Origin of the sequence: Actinoplanes sp. NPDC051633 (genome assembly GCF_040681735.1) — a bacterium.
Classification (GTDB): Bacteria; Actinomycetota; Actinomycetes; order Mycobacteriales; family Micromonosporaceae; genus Actinoplanes.
Genome location: NZ_JBFAZH010000087.1, coordinates 1 through 12,765, shown reverse-complemented (window position 1 = coordinate 12,765; position 12,765 = coordinate 1). Strand labels below are relative to the sequence as shown.

Annotated in this window: 14 protein-coding genes and 1 pseudogene; 12 read left to right on the top strand and 3 right to left on the bottom strand. The window is 65.0% G+C overall.

All coding sequences use genetic code 11. The annotated features are described in order from the left end of the window. Window positions 1–2,188 (bottom strand): hypothetical protein (locus AB0M20_RS08005; protein ID WP_364295592.1); only part of this gene is annotated, 2,188 nt, incomplete at its 3' end. 295 nt (window positions 2,189–2,483) lie between these two features. Here AB0M20_RS08005 and AB0M20_RS08000 point away from each other — a divergent pair. Further along, window positions 2,484–3,038 carry an HD domain-containing protein gene (locus AB0M20_RS08000; RefSeq protein WP_364295588.1) on the top strand — a complete coding sequence of 185 codons (555 nt, stop codon included), beginning with the start codon at window positions 2,484–2,486 and terminating at the stop codon, window positions 3,036–3,038. Here the strand turns inward: AB0M20_RS08000 and AB0M20_RS07995 are convergent. Together AB0M20_RS07995 and AB0M20_RS07990 are read right to left on the bottom strand one after the other, a co-directional pair. Further along, a complete protein-coding gene (locus tag AB0M20_RS07995) occupies window positions 3,026–3,496 on the bottom strand; it encodes an NUDIX domain-containing protein (protein WP_364295585.1) in 471 nt (156 codons plus the stop codon). The genes AB0M20_RS08000 and AB0M20_RS07995 overlap by 13 nt on opposite strands. 12 nt (window positions 3,497–3,508) lie before the next feature. After that, complete coding sequence (locus AB0M20_RS07990; RefSeq protein WP_364295582.1) at window positions 3,509–4,261, bottom strand: helix-turn-helix transcriptional regulator; 753 nt, start codon at window positions 4,259–4,261, stop codon at window positions 3,509–3,511. A 175-nt stretch (window positions 4,262–4,436) separates the two neighbouring features. On the opposite strand from AB0M20_RS07990, the gene AB0M20_RS07985 reads away from it, so the two are divergent. The 11 genes and pseudogenes from AB0M20_RS07985 to AB0M20_RS07935 all read left to right on the top strand — a co-directional run. Next, on the top strand, window positions 4,437–4,811 hold the full coding sequence (locus tag AB0M20_RS07985; RefSeq protein ID WP_364295579.1) for a hypothetical protein: 375 nt from the start codon (window positions 4,437–4,439) through the stop codon (window positions 4,809–4,811). Between the two features lie 181 nt (window positions 4,812–4,992). Then, a complete protein-coding gene (locus AB0M20_RS07980; RefSeq protein ID WP_364295576.1) occupies window positions 4,993–5,886 on the top strand; it encodes a hypothetical protein in 894 nt (297 codons plus the stop codon). A gap of 114 nt (window positions 5,887–6,000) precedes the next feature. Then, window positions 6,001–6,852 carry an FtsK/SpoIIIE domain-containing protein gene (locus tag AB0M20_RS07975; protein ID WP_364295573.1) on the top strand — a complete coding sequence of 284 codons (852 nt, stop codon included), beginning with the start codon at window positions 6,001–6,003 and terminating at the stop codon, window positions 6,850–6,852. Window positions 6,853–6,964: 112 nt separating this feature from the next. Next, window positions 6,965–7,423 carry a hypothetical protein gene (locus AB0M20_RS07970; protein ID WP_364295570.1) on the top strand — a complete coding sequence of 153 codons (459 nt, stop codon included), beginning with the start codon at window positions 6,965–6,967 and terminating at the stop codon, window positions 7,421–7,423. Continuing rightward, window positions 7,420–8,124 carry a GGDEF domain-containing protein gene (locus AB0M20_RS07965; RefSeq protein ID WP_364295567.1) on the top strand — a complete coding sequence of 235 codons (705 nt, stop codon included), beginning with the start codon at window positions 7,420–7,422 and terminating at the stop codon, window positions 8,122–8,124. The genes AB0M20_RS07970 and AB0M20_RS07965 overlap by 4 nt, the downstream gene beginning before the upstream one ends. Beyond that, window positions 8,121–8,525: an RRQRL motif-containing zinc-binding protein gene (locus tag AB0M20_RS07960; protein WP_364295564.1), complete on the top strand. Its 405-nt coding sequence runs from the start codon at window positions 8,121–8,123 to the stop codon at window positions 8,523–8,525. Before AB0M20_RS07965 ends, AB0M20_RS07960 begins: the two co-directional genes overlap by 4 nt. Before the next feature lie 766 nt (window positions 8,526–9,291). Beyond that, window positions 9,292–9,636, top strand: coding sequence for an RRQRL motif-containing zinc-binding protein (locus tag AB0M20_RS07955; protein ID WP_364295595.1), 345 nt, complete (start codon window positions 9,292–9,294; stop codon window positions 9,634–9,636). Further along, window positions 9,636–9,956 (top strand): hypothetical protein, encoded by a 321-nt coding sequence (locus AB0M20_RS07950; RefSeq protein ID WP_364295561.1) that lies wholly within the window; start codon window positions 9,636–9,638, stop codon window positions 9,954–9,956. The genes AB0M20_RS07955 and AB0M20_RS07950 overlap by 1 nt, the downstream gene beginning before the upstream one ends. Further along, on the top strand, window positions 9,953–10,246 hold the full coding sequence (locus AB0M20_RS07945) for a hypothetical protein (protein WP_364295558.1): 294 nt from the start codon (window positions 9,953–9,955) through the stop codon (window positions 10,244–10,246). The genes AB0M20_RS07950 and AB0M20_RS07945 overlap by 4 nt, the downstream gene beginning before the upstream one ends. Before the next feature lie 110 nt (window positions 10,247–10,356). Further along, a pseudogene (locus tag AB0M20_RS07940) lies at window positions 10,357–10,677 on the top strand (DUF2637 domain-containing protein); the annotation flags it as partial. Window positions 10,678–11,144: 467 nt separating this feature from the next. Continuing rightward, window positions 11,145–12,765, top strand: a 1,621-nt coding sequence (locus AB0M20_RS07935) for a replication initiator (RefSeq protein WP_364295555.1), incomplete at its 3' end; no start/stop codon positions are given.

The following is a 12,765-nucleotide window of genomic DNA, read 5'->3' as shown; positions in this document are numbered from 1 at the left end:
GCCGGAAGGTTTCGAGATGCGCTATAGTCATGGTGGCACTAATGGGCAGAAAGCCGCGAATGGAAGCCAATTCATCAACAAGCCACGGTCGCAGACTAAGCTCAATCGACCGCTCAGCGAAAACGTCTCGTACCGTGCAATAAAAGTACAACGCAGCGCTGAACTCGCGAACCATGTTGACAGCGCCTTTGTCGTCGACGTCTGTGTTGACGGTCGAGACAATAACTTCAAGGTCGATGGGGCTGTCGTCGACGTCAATGTGTGCTGTCAAGGCTGGGAGCACCGCCCGCTCGACATCGCTTTCGCTTCCTATGACTCTGGCCATTAGGCCTCGCCTCAGAGCCTCGATCTCACTGGTTACGACGGCCCCACTGATGATCCGAATATCAGTAAAGTCGAACCTTCTTCTTTGGTCCAATGTAGACCGAACCGCTCGTATCAAATCGCGTGGGATGCCTCCGGCGATGCAATGACACAGCATCACGAACTCCCGTGGCATGCCAATCACGCTTTGCTGGATAAGCTGGTTAGACTGCTGAAAGGAGAAAGGGTCCAAGCGAATCACTTCATCGAAGGCGCTGTCTAGTGCCGGGCGTACCCGCACAACTCTGCGCTCAAATCCAGCGAGCGCGTCTTCGGAAACGGTTACAACGTAGTTGCAGTACCGAATACCGAAAATCGCCTTGATGTTGTTCAGAAAGCTTTCGGCATCTTCCGCCTTAGCTATCCTATCGACTTCATCTATGCAGATCAGAATGCGTGCGCCTGATGCCCGTTCCCCACGAAGCCACTCAACTGACTCCTCGATGAACGCACGGTAGGAATGGACAAGTTCCGGCAAGGTATAGGGTCGTGTCGACACCTGCCGTGACCGCTTTCTAAGTGCTTCGAAGCCAGCTCTCTTTATGCCGCCGGACTGTTCGGTCGTTGTCGTTTGCAAGAATTTCAGGAGTTGAATTTCTTCCCGACAACGGGTAACCATGGATGAGGTCTTCTTTGAGACGAAGCCTAAGCGCAGCCGGCCAGCAAGCCACCACACGACGACTAAAATGGGCGCTGATAGCAGTAGAACTACCCGATTGGGGAGCAGCGGCACATACCCACCAACGAATGAATGAACATCGGGAAGGAAACCCATTGCCAGCACTGCGACAAATAGAAGGAGCGTCAGAGATCGCACGGTTCTGCGAACAGTCTTCATCACGAGCTGGATGACTGCATTAGATGGTTTGCCAGCAACCTCCAAAACATGCTGGCAGATACTGATATACAGGTGAATCAGGAATTCTCGTGCATCATAGGTGACGGGTGCCGCGACCAGAACTCGAAGAGTGGGACTTTGCATAGACAGAGCCTTCAGCAGAGTTGTTTTCCCAACTCCTCTTGGCCCGCTCACCGCGACGGAGTGGGCGCCGAGCTCCTCGTTAAGTATTCGAATACGGTCGATCTCAGGACGTTCGATAAGCCGCTCTGCGATCTCAGTATCGCCCAGCCCAGGCGCTGTATCGACTCGAAGACGCGCTGGTTGCTCGTCGTTCGAGAGTTCATTCAGAAGTAGACGAATGTGTGGCCGAAGAACGTCTTCGAAAACTTCGCGGTGCTCGCGTGAAGTCTGCCGGATTGCGAGCCGAAGCCCTCGACACATCAAAAATATGAGCAATAGAAGGCTTACGATGCCTATCGAGACAAGCGCCTGTTCCGTCCAATTTAGCGACAGCCAATTTTGCGCTAATCGATTCCACGTTTGTCCTGATATTGGCCCGCCCATCCACTTTCGTACGAGCTTATACGCGACAATTCCGCCGCACCCAAGGACTAGTGCTGCGAAACTCGCTAGTGCGATAAATAACCAGAAGGCTTCTGCGGCGGACCGTTCAGAAAAACGGTCGTGTATCCATTCTTCTTCTGGTTCCGGCTTACGCATCTCCGCGACAACTTCGTCGGCTCGCTCGTGCACCTTGTCGACGGCATTGAGGCGGTACGCGGGATGGCGGAATTCCGGATCCCGAAGGATGGAGGCAACTGCCGCTTTGGAGGGTGTGTCTCTAACTCGTTCAAGAGTCCGCCTTAGCAGCACCAGTACGCGCTCGGCAACAAATCCCCACACCACGGTTTCGATTTTGATGATCTGGACCGTAAGGGAAATTAGCCTCCGCCTTGCTTCCAGAAGTCGTGTTTTCAAGGACAACCTCTCAGTCTCGAGCGCGAGGACTGACTCTGCCCTAGAGTGGGCTGTGGCAGGCCATTTCGTCAATGGTCGTTCTTGGCTGCGCCTCGTTAACGATCACCAGTCCACAATCGGTGACTGTCAAGCAGTGATCACCGCTCAGAGTGAAGTGGCTCAAGTGTCGGTTTTATGACGGATGACGTTCGGCTCGATGTTGCCTGATGGGCGCGCAAGGTCAGTCGCCGTCCGTTCGTGTTGGCGTGCGCGACACAAAGGGCCGGTCGATAGCAGCGGCTGCGGCGCCTAAGCTCGTATTGTGAGTGACATCGTGACCGCAGCAGAGCTCGCCGCGCAGAAGCTGGCTACGGCGTTGCCGCGGCGCTGGTTGCACGTGCAGGCGGTGGGGACGAAGGCGGCTTGGCTAGGAGCGGTGGTCGAACCAGCCGACGCCAGCCTGCTCGTCTCCGCGGCCTGGCTCCATGACATCGGCTACGCCCCGGACATCGTCGATACTGGGCTTCACGCTCTCGACGGGGCAAGGTGGCTCGTTCGGCATGGCTGGGACAACCGGCTGGCCGGCCTGGTGGCCAATCACTCCTGTGCCCTGTACGAGGCGGCCGAACGCGGGCTTGATGATGTGCTCGCGGCTGAGTTCCCGCAAGAGCATTCAGCTGTAGCGGATGCGCTCTGGTACGCCGACATGACGACCGGACCAGAAGGACAAGACCTCTCGGCCTGGGAGCGGCTGGAAGAAATCCGGGAGCGCTACGGGCCAGACGACGCAGTGACGCGCTTTTGGCGGCGGGCAGAACCTGAGCTTTTCGAGGCTGTGCGGCGGACTGAGGAGCGTCAAGCGGCTCATCCGATGTAGGGCGCCGGTCTCTGCTGGTAGCCATGATCGATGCGAAGTCGCATTGAGGGGTGAATCGGCAAGCCGTCGAGCTGATCCCTCGTCACCCAACGGACCTCGGACGACTCACCGCTCGGCGTAAGCTCACCGCTCAAATACTGCGCTCGGAAGCAGATCGAGAATTGCTGGCGAACCTCGCCGTTCGAGTACGCCATGACGTGATTCGGGTTGGTGTAGATCCCGATGATCCCCGTCACCTCGACGTCGATGCCCGACTCTTCGCGAGTCTCGCGGACGGCTGTGTTGGCGATGTACTCCCCAAAATCCTGTGCGCCTCCTGGTATTGCCCACAAGCCGTTGTCAGTACGCCGGATCATCAGAACACGGTCGTGGTCATCGACCACGAACACCGTTGCCGCGACGACGATGCTGTTGGCCTTCGGGGCGTCAGGATCGTCCAGGTACTCGGTACGTGCCATGCTCCCAGCGTCTCACCATTGGTCAGGCCACACGACTCGCGCGCGTCCGAGGACCCGGTTGAAGCTCGACGTGTAGTTGTCGAACAGCTCGCCGCCGGCCAGACGGCGGAGGTGCAGCACCGGTGCGTAGGCGGCCGGCGTTCCGTACATGTGAGTGTTGACCAGCATCTCGTCGTCGAACCGATAGATCGAGTTGTACAACGTGGTGTTGTGAAAGTACATCGCGACGTTGTCGACTTCGCGTAGCTCCTCGTAGTAGGCCAAGACGTTGTGAACCTTGCTAGCCATGGCACCGCCGATCCCCTCGTCGGCGCCTCTCTCCGCGATGCAATCACCGTCGGGATCGCCCAGCAGGATTTCGACCTTCACGCCACGCTCTGCTTTTTCGCGGAGGGTCGAAACCCACCGGGGGTTCTGCTCCGGCACGAACAACGCGGCGTAAGCGAGGACGCCAACCTGCCGGGTGGCCCGATCAAGTAGCCGCTGCCAGGTGTCGGCCGGTGCCGCAGCTCGGCGCGCGTAGACGTGAGCCACTTCGGACTGGTTCACCTGGTGAGTTCGCTCATTCGATAGCGCAGACGGCCAGAGGTACGTCTCGCTCTCCCGCAGTTGTGCAGCGATGGCACTTCGGTACTTCGGATACGGCACGCGATCCTTAGTGATCCATCGCTCGGCGGTCTTCGGATCTACTCCGAGCTGCTCAGCTAGTGCGGCTGGGGTGAGCCCGTGCTTGTAGATCGCGTCGCGCAGACGTTCGTTCGGCACGGCGGGCACCCTTTCAAGACTGACGGTTAGGGACGTCAAGGGGACGTCTAAAGGTACCACCAGACGTCCCTAGTTGTCCCGTCGGGGGGTAAAGACGTCGCCCGCCCTCGCCGCATCCTGTCCTCATTGCCCAGTCGCCCATGCCGGGCGGCACAGGATTCCCGAGGAGTCAATTATGCCGAGCAATCTCCAGCCCCGTCTGATGCTGGACATCACCGACGTCATCTACGAGGTGTCGCAGGCCGCGACGCCGAAGCTGGACGAGAAGACCCAGGAGCAGAAGAAGGACTTCGAGACGAAGCTGCCGGTGTGGATGGCCGTGCTGTACGCCCGTGGTCGTGGGTGGAGCGCGGTGTTCAACGTGGCGGTGATCTGCCTTGAGCAGCCGACCGCGGATGTGTGTGAGCAGGTCGTGCCGGTCGGCCTGGAGGCGTTCCCGTGGGCGAACAAGAGCTCCCGTGGGGAGATCCTCTCGGGTGTGGCGTTCAAGTGCACGGCGCTTGAGCCCGTGCAGCAGCGTGTCCCGGCTTTGGCCGGCGCTTCCGCCTGAGGTTCCGCTAGCTCCGGCCGAACGCACAGCCGGAGTCATCTGAGGATTGAACGCGGGGCCGCCTGAGATTGGCGTCCACGAGCGGCCCCGCATCCGACCGAATCGAAACCAGCCCTCCGGAGAGGGAGGAATCGTCGTGCCCAAATCTAACAGCTTCGGTAGTTCGAACCGGGGCAACACGGTGACCGTCATTGAGGCGCCGACCCGCTACAACCAGCGGCGTAAGGCCAAGGTCGCGTTCTGGATCACCCTGGCGGTGATCGCCGTGCTGGGCGGCACCGTGGCATCGCACTACCTTCACCCGATCGTCGGTGCCCTGCTCGCTGCGGCGGCGGGTGCGCTACTCGGTGGTGTCGTGTTCGGCCTGATCATCGCCTGGCCGGTGCTGCGGATCATCTGGCACTGGCTGCCCGAGATCCTGCTTGCGCTCGGCTTCGTGTACGGCTGGACCTGGCTGATGCTGGCCACACCCTTGTGGCTCGCGCTGGCCCTGGCCGGTCTGGCGTGTATCGCGGCGTCGTTCGGCCGGGTCCGGTCCTGGGTCGCAGCGCCGGTGTGGTGCCTGATCGTGCGGCACCGGCTGCGGGTGTGTTTCGCGGCGTTCATCGCCACGAACCGTTCCGGCACGCTGCCGCTGATCCTGCTCGCCCGGCCGACCCCGGCCGGTGAACGGGTCTGGATCTGGCTGCGCCCGGGTCTGTCGATCAGGGATCTGGAACAGGACGGTCAGGTCGAGAAGCTGGCCGTGGCGTGCTGGGCCCACGCGGTTCGCGTCACTCCCGCGTCGGGTAAGCGTGCTGCTCTGATCCGGGTGGATGTCACCCGCCGCGAGCCGCTGGCGAACACGGTGGTGTCACCGCTGCCGGACTTCGTCCCGGCCGACATGCCGGCCAACGCGCCGACCTCACCAGCGGTCCCGCCGTTCGGCGTGAACCTCCGCGAGGTTCCTGACCCGCGCGCCGCGCGGACCTCCAACACCAACAACACCGGCGACCCGCAGCGGCGCCGCTCCCGTAACCCTGTCGCGTCTGCCGACGACGCCCCGTCCGGCTTCGACCCGCGCGACTACGCCTAACCCCGTCAACCGCTGACACGTACGTGTCAAACCCTCTGTGTGTCCCGGCGTGAGCACCGCCAGCAGGCAACCCGTCTCACGCCGGGCACCCCACTTTCTGATCGGAGCCTCATCATGAGCGCTGCCATGCCGGGCCTGCCGAGTGTTCCGGTCGGCCCGAACCTGTCCATCTTCGACCCGGTGTTCCTCGGCATGGACGAGTACGGCGAAGCCGTGAACGTGCCGATGATCTACCGCAACATGTTGATCGGCGGCGAACCCGGCGCCGGTAAGTCCTGTCTGCTCAACACCATCGTTGGGCACGCCGCGCTCTGCCCCGATGTCACGTTGTGCCTGATCGACGGCAAACAGGTCGAGCTGGGCCTGTGGCGCGACCGGGCGGAAGTCTTCGTGGGCCCCGACCTCGACTACGCCATCGCCACCCTGCACCGGCTGCAGCAGGTGATGGACAACCGGTACGCGTACCTGCTGTCGCAGCGGCGGCAGAAGATCGGCCCGAACGACGTGTTCGGTCAGATCCTGGTCGCCTGCGACGAGATTGCCTACTTCGCCGCCACCGTCGGCGACAAGAAGACCCAGGAACTGTTTGCCGCGCTGCTGCGCGACATCGTCGCCCGGGGCCGCGCGGTCGGGATCATCGTGGTCGCCGCCACGCAGCGGCCGAGCTTCGACATCATCCCGACCTCGCTGCGGGATCTGTTCGCGTGGCGGTTCGCCGGCCGCTGCACCACCGACGCGTCGTCGGACATCATCCTCGGCCGTGGCTGGGCCGAGAAGGGTTTCTCCGCCAACACCGTCGATCCCACCAATCAGGGCGTCGGCTACCTGATCAGCGAGGAAGGCACCCCTCAGTTGATGAAGGGCGCGTTCATGACGACCGCGGACATCATCCGCGTCGCCGACTACGCCGCCTGGACCATCGCACCGAACCGCGACAGCACCGCCGAACTGCGCGCCGTCGCCTGAAGGAGGCACCACCAGCACCACCCATAGGAACAGCCGACGAACCGGGATCACGCCCTAGGAAAGCTGCCCGGCCCGTCGGCCACCACCACCGCCCACGAAAGGACGTGGCGTCATGCACCGTACCCAAAACCTGCCTAGCCCCGCCGCCGACACCGACGGATTCGGTTCCGTCACCCCGGCCGACATCCTGCGCGGAGCCTCGACCTACCTCATCCGGCACGGCTGGAACCGCGGTAACTACTACGGCGGCCGCGACACCACCCCGTTCCCGCCCGCCGACGTCATCGGCGCGATCGGCATGGCCGCCTACGGCAACCGCCACCACCTCTACTCCCCCGACGCCCCACCCGAGGGAACCCGGCTGTTCCGCCGGGCCTTCGACTACTTCTGCGACTTCATCGGCCGCACCGACCCGATGTGCCGGCTCTCCGGCGACCAGGACATCGACCTCGACCTGGAACTGTCGCCGTATGTCTGGAACGACGACCCGGCCCGGCACGGCCTGCAGGTCGTCATGGCCCTCACCCAGGCCGCCACCGACTTCGACCGCACCCACGGCGGCACCCGATGAACACCGTCCTGATCGCCATCTGGCTGGCCGCAGCGGCCAGCACCCTGGGCTATCTGATCGCGCGCCGCCGCTTCGGCAGGCAACTCGCCGCCGTCCGGCACCAAGCCACGCATGACCCGCTGACCGGTATCGCGAACCGGACCGGCCTCTACGACCAGGCCGACACGCTGATCGCCACCGCACACCAGATCGGCTGCCCCGTCGCCGTCGCCGTGGTCGACCTCGTCGGCTTCAAAGCCGTCAACGACACCCACGGCCACCAGGCCGGGGATCACATCCTCACCGTCATCGCCGACCGGCTCACCGCCCTGGCCGGGCCAGCTGGTCTCGCCGCCCGCCTCGGCGGCGACGAATTCGCCCTCATCACCGCACCCGGCGCCACCGAACCCGCCACCGAGCCTGCCGCCTGGCTCACCGACGCCCACACCTACCTGACCGCACCGGTCACCTACCACGGCCGGCAGCTGGCCGTGGGCGCCACCATCGGCGCGTTCCTCGGCAACCACCGGCAGACCGCCAAGGTCTGGCTTCACCAGGCCGACCTGGCCATGTATCAGGCCCGCGCCGAACGGCACACCACCTGCCTCTACCGCGACCCGCGCCGGGTCCACGTTCCCGTGCGTCCCGCCAACCGGGTCCGCGAACAGGCCCGGCCCACCAGCCGCCTGGCCACCTCCCCGAACCGGAGGACCGCCGCATGACCCAGCCCGGCAACACCTACCTGGAAGCTCTCGGAGCCCGCACCGGGATCCGCGTCGAGTTCTACGACCCCACGGGCAGCCGCTACGGCTTCCCCACCTTCCCGTTCCGCAACGCCCCCGACGGCCTGGCCACCAGGCGTCAGCTGAGGTCGAAAGGTCTGCGACCCAACGGGCAAGATCCGATCGCGCAAATCCTCTGGCGCCACCGCAAACAGCGCCGGATCGCCTACCTCTACCGCATCGACCTGGCGGCACCCAAACGCACCGCCACCGCCGCGCAACTCGCCGCCCTCGACAAGGCCAACCGCGCCAAGCGTGTCTGCCCGGCCTGCGGCCAGCTCAAGCCCTACCAAATCCCGCGCCGCACCGGCGCCTGCCTCGACTGCGAATCCGGGAGCTAACCCGATGACCACTGCAGACACCACCGACCTGACACGTACGTGTCAACCATCTACCTTCACCACGGCCGGGCTGCTGTCCGTGCTGGAAACCGCCTGGGCCCGTATCCGCGCCCGGCACCCGGAAGTCCCCGAAGCCGTCCTGATCGTCGGCTCCGGCTCACCCACCAACGCCAAGTCGTCGATGAAGTGGGGACACTTCGCCACCCTGCGCTGGCAGCACGGCGACACCCAACTGCCCGAGGTACTCGTCGCCGGAGAAGGACTGCAGCGCAGTCCCGCCGAGGTCCTGGTCACCCTGCTGCATGAGGCCACCCACGGACTCGCCAACGCCCGCGACATCCAGGACACCAGCCGGCAAGGCCGCTGGCACAACAAGAACTTCGCCAAACTCGCCGCCGAACTCGGACTGTCCGCCACCAAGGACGACAAGCTCGGCTACTCGCCGTGCACGCTGACCGACACCGCCGCCGTCGACTACGCCGACACCCTCGACCACCTCGCGAAGGCGCTTAACGCCTACCGGCACCCCGAGACGACCGGTGAGGCCAAGAAACGCACGAACAACAACAACGGCGTGTCCGCCGAATGCGCCTGCCCGCGCAAAATCCGCCTCTCCGTGACCGCCTTCGACGAAGGCCCGATCGTCTGCGCCGCCTGTGAATCCGCCTTCCTCCCGGAAGACGTCGACCGCGACAGCTACGCGCATCCCACGTTCGGCCCGCCGTGCACCCACGGCAACGACCAGGCCGACGACACCGAGGACCCGATGTGGTTCTACGACCCTGCCGGACAACGGTTCGGCATCCCGACGTATCCGTTCGGGTTCGGCCCTGACGGGCTGCTCACCCGGCGTCAGCTCCGCGACAAAGGGCTACGTCCCGGCGGCCAAACCGTTGCCGCGCAACTGATGTGGCGTCGCGGCCAGCGCGTCGCCTACCTCTACCGCATCGACCTGGCGAAGCCCAAGCGCACCGCCACCACGGCGCAACTCGCCGCCCTCGACAAAGCCAACCGCGCCAAGCGCGTCTGCCCCGTCTGCGACCGGCTCAAGCCCTACCAGATCCCGCGCCGCCTCGGCGCCTGCCACGACTGCACCCCGGAGGTGCCCTGATGTTCACCAACCACCGCCGACTGCGGGAGCACGCTCTCGTTCTGGCCGACTACCTCACCGCGACCTGCGCCGACACGGCAGTCGTCCTCGATCGGCTGCAGGAGTCCACTGAAGACCTGCTGATCCAAGCAACCGAACGGCGAATGCTGGCGGCTGAAATCGCCGAGGACATCCGGCAGAACGCCCTGGGCAACGTTCGTGTCTGCTGCCGCAACTGCGACGGTGAATACTTCGTTCCTCGAACCGAGGTCGGCCCGTTCTTCTGTACCGCCTGCCATAACTCGGGATGGCCGCACGCCTACCCGGCGGTGAACCCATGACCGCCGCCACCCTCGGCTGCCAGTTCTGCATCGACGGGCACATGCCCGCCGGACGCGACGACCATCTCGGCGAACTGTTCGAACGCTGCCCAGCCTGCAGCGTCGAATGCCAGTCCTGCAACGGCCTCGCCGTCTTCCCCGCCAACTACAACAGCCCGCTCGAACTCGTCGTCGACCTGCTCGCCTTCCGGCTCGGGCCGGCTTTCTGCCCCGGCTGCCTCGGCGTCATCGCCCTGGTCTCCCTCGGCCCTCGCGGACCGCTCGGACCTGGCGAAGGGATCCAACTGTGACCACCGAACCCGTGCCCGCCACGCACACCATCAGCAAGAAGCCATCGCGCTTCACCGCCGAACACCTCCAGTTCGGCGTCCTCGTCCTGATTGTCACCGCCGTCGGCCTCATGGCCGGCGCAGCCTCCTTCGCCCACGTCCACGACTGGACCATCGACAACTCCCCAGCTGGAACACCGGACTGGTTCGGCTGGGCCAACGCCGTCATCAGTGAACTCATCCCGACCGCATCCATCATCGAGATCGCCCGCCGCCGCCGTGGTAACCCCGGCAGCTCCGTGCGCTACCCGATGGTCCTGCTCGTCGGGGCAGTCGGCTTCTCGCTGACCGCCCAACTGGCCGTGGCCAAACCCGGCCTGTCCGGCTGGATCGTCTCCGCCCTGCCCGCTGTGGCCTTCCTCGGCCTGTCCAAGCTCGTCTTCTCCGCCACTGCATCACCCCGGCCCACTAACCCGGTCGCGGCACCACCGCCGGCCACCTCGCCCGCACCGTCAACAGACACCACGCGCGCGAAGGTCCGCCCGGCCGCCGCAACAACCAAGACCAGGGCCACCGCCAAGAAAACGACACCGGCGAAGAAGACACCCGCCCGGACACCGGCCACGAAGACTTCCGCACCGGCAGCACCGGAGCCCGTTCCGGCCGTGATAGCACCGGCAACCGCTGTGGCCGAACCGGTGTCGGCACTGCCGTTCTCCGAGCTGCAGCTGGCCAACGCCCGCATCATCGCCGCCTCGCACCACGAAGAGCACGGCGAAGACATCAACGCCAACCAGATGGCCGTACGCCTGCGCGTACCCACGCCCAAAGCCGCGGACATCCTGACCCACCTACGCACCAACCCGCCTACTGCGGCTGACACCCGGCCGCACAACGGCAGCACCGTAAAGGCACCTGCGTGACCGCCTCGACGCTGCCTCTCGTACCCACAACACCTGTTGTTGTGGGTACGGGGGAGAACGCCGAACATCACCAGTCCGAACGCCACCCTGCCGAACGGCACTATCCGGGGCACTGCGGCGCCGACCGCCGCCCCCTCTACGCCGACGACTTCGCCCGCCTCCGCGCCCAAGACCCCGGCTACTTCGACTGGCTACGCCACATCACCCCGGCCGCCGGATGCACCCGTCCGATCCGCCTGTCCGGGGAACGACTCACCGCCGACCGCACCACCGGACAACTGCTCGACCACATGACCACCGCCACCATGCCCGACGGCGTCCTCTACAAAGCCTGCAGCAACCGCCGCGCCTCGGTCTGCCCCTCCTGCGCCGAGGTCTACCGCCGCGACGCCTACCAACTCATCCGCGCCGGACTCATCGGCGGCAAAGGCATCCCCGCCACCGTCTCCGCCCACCCGGCCGTGTTCGCCACCTTCGTCGCACCCTCGTTCGGCTACGTGCACACCCGCCGCACCAACAAAACCGGCCAGCAGATCCCCTGCCGGCCCCGCCGCCACGAAGCCCTCTGCCCGCACGGCGTCGACCTACGCTGCCCCCGCATCCACGCCGACGGCGAACGCATCCTCGGCACCCCGCTGTGCCTCGACTGCTACGACCACGACGGTCAGGTCGTGTTCAACCACCAAGCGCCGGAACTGTGGCGGCGCACCACCATCGCCATCCGCCGCGCCCTCACCCGCATCGCCCGCGAGGTCGGCGTCCGCGCCGCTGACATCCGCCTGTCATTCGGCAAGGTCGCCGAGATGCAACGCCGCGGCGTCGTGCACTACCACGTCATCGTCCGGCTCGACGGCGTCAGCCCCGACTGCCCCGGCGCCATCGTGCCACCTCCGGCCGCCCTCGAAGTCCTCGACCTGATGACTGCCATCGCCGACGCCGCCCAAGCCACCCACTTCACCACCCCGGCCCACCCCTGCCGGCCCGACGGCTGGCCGATGGCCTGGGGTGACGAAGGCAAAGGGCGCTACGCCGACCTGCGACCCGTCAAAGTCACCGGCGACGGGGACATCACCGACGCGATGGTTGCCGCGTACCTCGCCAAATACGCCACCAAAAGCACCGAAGCCACCGGCCACGTCTCCGGCCGCATCACCGGCGACCTGATCGACCTGTTCGCCAACCCGGCCGGTACCCACCCTGAACGGCTCGTCCACGCCGCCTGGGCGCTCGGCTGCACCAAGCAATGGGCAGGACTACGGCGGTGGGCGCACATGCTCGGGTTCGGCGGCCATTTCCTCACTAAAAGCCGCCGCTACTCCGTCACCTTCCGCATCCTGCGCGACGCCCGCGTCATCTGGCGACGCACCGTCGAACACGACGACCAGGCCGACGACGACGAAGAAACCACCGTCGTCATCAGCACCCTCGCCTACGCCGGAGCAGGCTGGCGCAACACTGGCGACGCCATGCTCGCCAACGCCGCCGCCGCAGCCGCCCGCGAGCGCGAGCGGCACGGTCGTGATGCCGCTCGGGAAGCCACCAACTTCAGATCGGAAGAGAACACGTCAGAACTCAACTCACCCGAACACAGATCTCGGATGACGTCGTCGCCGTGTA

What these genes read in the sequence shown, in the direction of transcription:
- AB0M20_RS07995 (WP_364295585.1), bottom strand. Translation starts at nt 3,496, where the DNA reads ATGGCACGTACCGAGTACCTGGACGATCCTGACGCCCCGAAGGCCAAC.
- AB0M20_RS07985 (WP_364295579.1), top strand. Translation starts at nt 4,437, where the DNA reads ATGCCGAGCAATCTCCAGCCCCGTCTGATGCTGGACATCACCGACGTC.
- AB0M20_RS07975 (WP_364295573.1), top strand. Translation starts at nt 6,001, where the DNA reads ATGAGCGCTGCCATGCCGGGCCTGCCGAGTGTTCCGGTCGGCCCGAAC.
- AB0M20_RS07970 (WP_364295570.1), top strand. Translation starts at nt 6,965, where the DNA reads ATGCACCGTACCCAAAACCTGCCTAGCCCCGCCGCCGACACCGACGGA.
- AB0M20_RS07965 (WP_364295567.1), top strand. Translation starts at nt 7,420, where the DNA reads ATGAACACCGTCCTGATCGCCATCTGGCTGGCCGCAGCGGCCAGCACC.
- AB0M20_RS07960 (WP_364295564.1), top strand. Translation starts at nt 8,121, where the DNA reads ATGACCCAGCCCGGCAACACCTACCTGGAAGCTCTCGGAGCCCGCACC.
- AB0M20_RS07955 (WP_364295595.1), top strand. Translation starts at nt 9,292, where the DNA reads ATGTGGTTCTACGACCCTGCCGGACAACGGTTCGGCATCCCGACGTAT.
- AB0M20_RS07950 (WP_364295561.1), top strand. Translation starts at nt 9,636, where the DNA reads ATGTTCACCAACCACCGCCGACTGCGGGAGCACGCTCTCGTTCTGGCC.
- AB0M20_RS07945 (WP_364295558.1), top strand. Translation starts at nt 9,953, where the DNA reads ATGACCGCCGCCACCCTCGGCTGCCAGTTCTGCATCGACGGGCACATG.